The organism is Bacillus manliponensis, from assembly GCF_000712595.1.
Lineage (GTDB): Bacteria > Bacillota > Bacilli > Bacillales > Bacillaceae_G > Bacillus_A > Bacillus_A manliponensis.
The window spans coordinates 1-408 of the sequence record NZ_JOTN01000094.1 but is presented as its reverse complement, the minus strand read 5'-3'; the positions used below and the strand labels follow the sequence as shown (position 1 = coordinate 408).

Here is a 408-nt window from a genome sequence, read left to right as displayed (position 1 = left end):
ATAAAGATTATGAGGTAAAAGTGGAACCTCCAGTAGAAACGAAGGAAACAATCGATCCAAAAATGGCGGACAGCATCCCGCAAATTGGTGTGGACAAGCTCCATGAAGAAAATATTAAGGGTAAAGGAATTAAAGTCGGTGTTCTTGATACAGGTGTTGACTACAACCACCCTGACTTAAAAGAGGCTTATAAAGGCGGATATGATTTTGTAGATAACGATGCAGATCCAATGGAAACAACATACGAGGATTGGATAAATGCTGGTAAGCCGGAATATCCTGGCTATAAGTATTACACAAATCATGGTACACATGTGGCAGGAACAATTGCGGCTCAAAAGAAAAATAACGCGGATTATGCTGTGAAAGGTGTAGCGCCTGAAGTAGATTTATATGCTTATAGAGTAT

General features: G+C 39.7%; 1 protein-coding gene. It reads left to right on the top strand.

Going from position 1 to position 408, the window contains the following annotated elements; translation table 11 throughout:
* Nucleotides 1–408 (top strand): S8 family serine peptidase (locus tag BAMA_RS23365; protein WP_034644482.1); only part of this gene is annotated, 408 nt, incomplete at both ends.